The organism is Ramlibacter sp., from assembly GCF_013697775.1.
Taxonomy (GTDB): Bacteria; Pseudomonadota; Gammaproteobacteria; order Burkholderiales; family Burkholderiaceae_C; genus Ramlibacter.
Window position 1 is genome coordinate 1 of sequence record NZ_JACCWG010000016.1, and the last position, 3,052, is coordinate 3,052.

Annotated in this window: 4 protein-coding genes; 1 reads left to right on the top strand and 3 read right to left on the bottom strand. The window is 71.8% G+C overall.

The window, feature by feature from the left end; translation table 11 throughout:
* Nucleotides 1-107: 107 nt before the first annotated feature.
* The 3 genes from H0U68_RS00930 to dacB all read right to left on the bottom strand — a co-directional run bounded on the left by H0U68_RS00930 (nt 108) and on the right by dacB (nt 2,443).
* Nucleotides 108-749: a hypothetical protein gene (locus H0U68_RS00930; RefSeq protein ID WP_296352231.1), complete on the bottom strand. Its 642-nt coding sequence runs from the start codon at nt 747-749 to the stop codon at nt 108-110.
* A 108-nt stretch (nt 750-857) separates the two neighbouring features.
* Entirely contained in the window at nt 858-1,037 is a 180-nt protein-coding gene (locus H0U68_RS00935; RefSeq protein WP_296352233.1) for a PQ-loop domain-containing transporter, read from the bottom strand.
* Nucleotides 1,038-1,039: 2 nt separating this feature from the next.
* Nucleotides 1,040-2,443 carry a D-alanyl-D-alanine carboxypeptidase/D-alanyl-D-alanine-endopeptidase gene (dacB, locus tag H0U68_RS00940; protein ID WP_296352234.1) on the bottom strand — a complete coding sequence of 468 codons (1,404 nt, stop codon included), beginning with the start codon at nt 2,441-2,443 and terminating at the stop codon, nt 1,040-1,042.
* 51 nt (nt 2,444-2,494) lie between these two features.
* Here dacB and tsaB point away from each other — a divergent pair.
* Nucleotides 2,495-3,052 (top strand): tRNA (adenosine(37)-N6)-threonylcarbamoyltransferase complex dimerization subunit type 1 TsaB (gene tsaB, locus H0U68_RS00945; RefSeq protein ID WP_296352236.1); only part of this gene is annotated, 558 nt, incomplete at its 3' end.

Below are 3,052 nucleotides of genomic sequence, written 5' to 3' on the forward strand. Positions count from 1 at the left end.
CCTGCGGGCGTCAATCGCGCATGCTTATGGCTGTTCATCCGTTCTCCTGAGATGGGTTCCTGGGGCCTGGTAACCACAGCTTCCCAAATCCGGGACGGATGAACAACCTATTGAGACATCACAGCTACCGCCGCCTGCACGCTGGACGACCAGCCGGCCGCGATGGCCGCGCCCACCGCGCCCGCGCCACCGTTCGCCGCGGCCGAGACGCCCGCGAGGTTCATGAAGACATCGTTGCCGCCGGCCATCACGGTGACCAGCTCGTGGCCGCCGTAGGCGCCGCCGACCCGTGCCAGGTGGGTGCTCATCTGGGTGGCGACCGGCACCGCCATGAGGCCCAAGGTCTGCTGGTTGAAGGGTGCCGCCTGCAGGCCCACGGCGTTGGGCCCCAGCGGCAGGCTCACGCGCGCGCTGCCCTGGGCGTAGTTGGAGCAATTGGGCACGTTGGTCACCGGCGCGCCGGTGATGCCGGGAATGTTGGGCAGCAGGCCGGTCTGCGCCGCGCAGGGTGTAGCCACACCGGCCTGCGCCGCGACGATCTCGGTCCAGTTCTGCGCGCTGGCGCTGTTGACGGTCCATTTGCCGCCGCCCAGCGCAGCGACCGTGCCCACGCGGTAGGTGCCGACGTCGCTCAGGCTGTCGCCGAACGACACCATGGAGGAAATATCGGGTCCCGAGCTGCTGCCGCCGCAGGCGGAGAGCACGGCCGCCGTGGCAAGCGCGGCGAGTTTGAGTCGGATGGATGGCATGCAAGCTCCCTATGGCGATGGCGCGTCGACGGATTCGCGCGCGCAATGCGCATCCTAGGCCGCGCCCGCCCGCGCGGGCCCGGCTTCACGGGTAAGCCCGAGTGAAACTCAGCGTGAATCCATGGCGGGCACGCCACGGTAGAGCAACTTCATGCCCAGGATGGCGCAGGCCAGCGCCAGCGAGATGCCGCTCACGTCGCGCGTGCGGAAGGTGTGCACAGCCTGCGGCACGAAGCTGCAGGTGGTGAGGGCGGCCGCGGCGTAGCCAATGGCGTCGGTGGCATCCATGCTCAGCGGTCGCGCGCGGCCCATTCCACCATCGCGTCGATGGCCGGGCGCACGGCCGCGGCGTTGGCGTGGTTGGCCACCGCCACCAGCACGTAGCGCCGGCCGCTCGCGCCGTGCACGTAGCCGGCCACGCCGCTCACGTCGCGCAGGCTGCCGGTCTTCAGGTGCGCAAGGCCTGTGTTGCCGGCGCGCCGCAAGGTGCCGTCCACGCCCGATGCGGGCAGCGAGGACATCAGTTCCGGCATCAGCGAGGAGCCCCAGGCGCTGTGCAGCACCTGCGCCAGCTGCCGCGCCGTGATGCGCTCGGTGCGCGACAGGCCCGAGCCGTTGTCCAGCACCGGCGGCTCGCCGCCCAGGCGCTCGCGCCACCACGCGCGCAGCACGTCGCGCGAGGCGGCCATGCTGCCCTGGCCCAGCTTCTGGAAACTGAGCGTGAGGAACACCTGTTCGGCCATCACGTTGTTGCTGTACTTGTTGATGTCGCGCACCACCTCGGCCAGCGGCGGCGAGCGCCATTCGAACACCGGCTTCAAGGCCGCCGGCACGCGGCCTTCCCGCACCTGGCCGCCGAGTTCGCCACCGGTCTCGCGCCACAGGCCGCCGACGGCGCGCACCGCATAGCTGGCCGGGTCGGCATAGGCCACCGGCCACACGCGCTCGCCGCACGCCACCGGGTAGCTGCCGGTGAAGCGCACGCGCGCGGGGTCGCTGTAATCCGCCTTGAGGCCGGCGCGCCAGTCGCCGCAGGGCGCGTTCGACAGCGGCACGCTGGCGGGCCACTGCACGCCGGCCAGCGGCGGCTCGACCTGCACGCGCGTGCCGCCGGCCTCGGGCGTGAAGGTCAGCACCACCGATTTGAAGTTCAGCAGCAGCGCATCGGGCGCGGCGTTGTACGGCCGTAGCGGCTCGCCGTCGAACGCGCCGGGATCGGTGGCCACGTTCTCGAAGGCGCCGCGGTCCAGCACGATGTCGCCGCTCACGCGCCGCACGCCCAGCGCATGGATGCGGCGCAGCAGCAGCCACATGCGCTCGATCACCAGCTTGGGATCGCCCTGGCCCTTGATGTAGAGGTTGCCTTGCAGCACGCCGCCCTGCACCGGGCCTTCGAAGTACACCGGCGTGGCCCAGCTGAAGTTGGGGCCCAGCGTGTCGAGCGCGGCGTAGGTGGTGACCAGCTTGGCCATGGAGGCCGGGTTGAACGGCTGGTCGATGCGGTGGACCAGGCGCGGCGCGGACGGTGCATCGGCCGGCGCGACGTAGAAGGCGACCGCGTCGCGCGGCAGTTTCGCGCGGGCCAGCGCGGCGTCGACCTCGGCCGGAAGCTCCTGCGCAGCGGCCGTGAGCGCACACCAGAGCAGGACAAAAGCGGCAAACAGGCGGCGGAGCGCGCGGTCGGGAACATGCATCGCGGGATTATCCGGGCGCACCGGATAATCGGGGGCCCACCGGACAAGCGCTTGAACCTCCTCGCCTTCGACACCAGCACCGAGATCCTGTCCATCGCGCTCGAGCGCGACGGCGCGGTGACGGCGCACGAGGGCGCGGGCGGGGCGCAGGCGTCGGCCACGCTGATTCCCGCAGTGCGCGCATTGCTCGCCGCGGCGGGGCTGCGCCTGGCGGAATTGGACGCCATTGTTTTCGGCCGCGGCCCGGGTTCTTTCACCGGCCTGCGCACCGCCTGCGCCGTGGCCCAGGGGCTGGGCCTGGGCGCGAACGTGCCGCTGCTGCCCCTGGACACCTTGCTCGCCATCGCCGAGGACGCGCGCGCCGTTGCCGGCGCGACGAACGTGGTGGCGCTGCTGGATGCGCGCATGGGCGAGGTGTACTGGGGCGCCTATGCGTTCGACGGCAGCGCGTGGCACTGCACGCAGCCGCCGCGGCTGGCGCAGCCGGAACAGGTGGAAGTGCCTGCCGGCTGGCACATCGCCGGCAACGCGATCGATCTGTACCGGGACCGCCTGCCGGCTGCGGCCGGCACCGTGCCCGCGCGGCCGCGCGCCGAGGCGCTGCTGCGG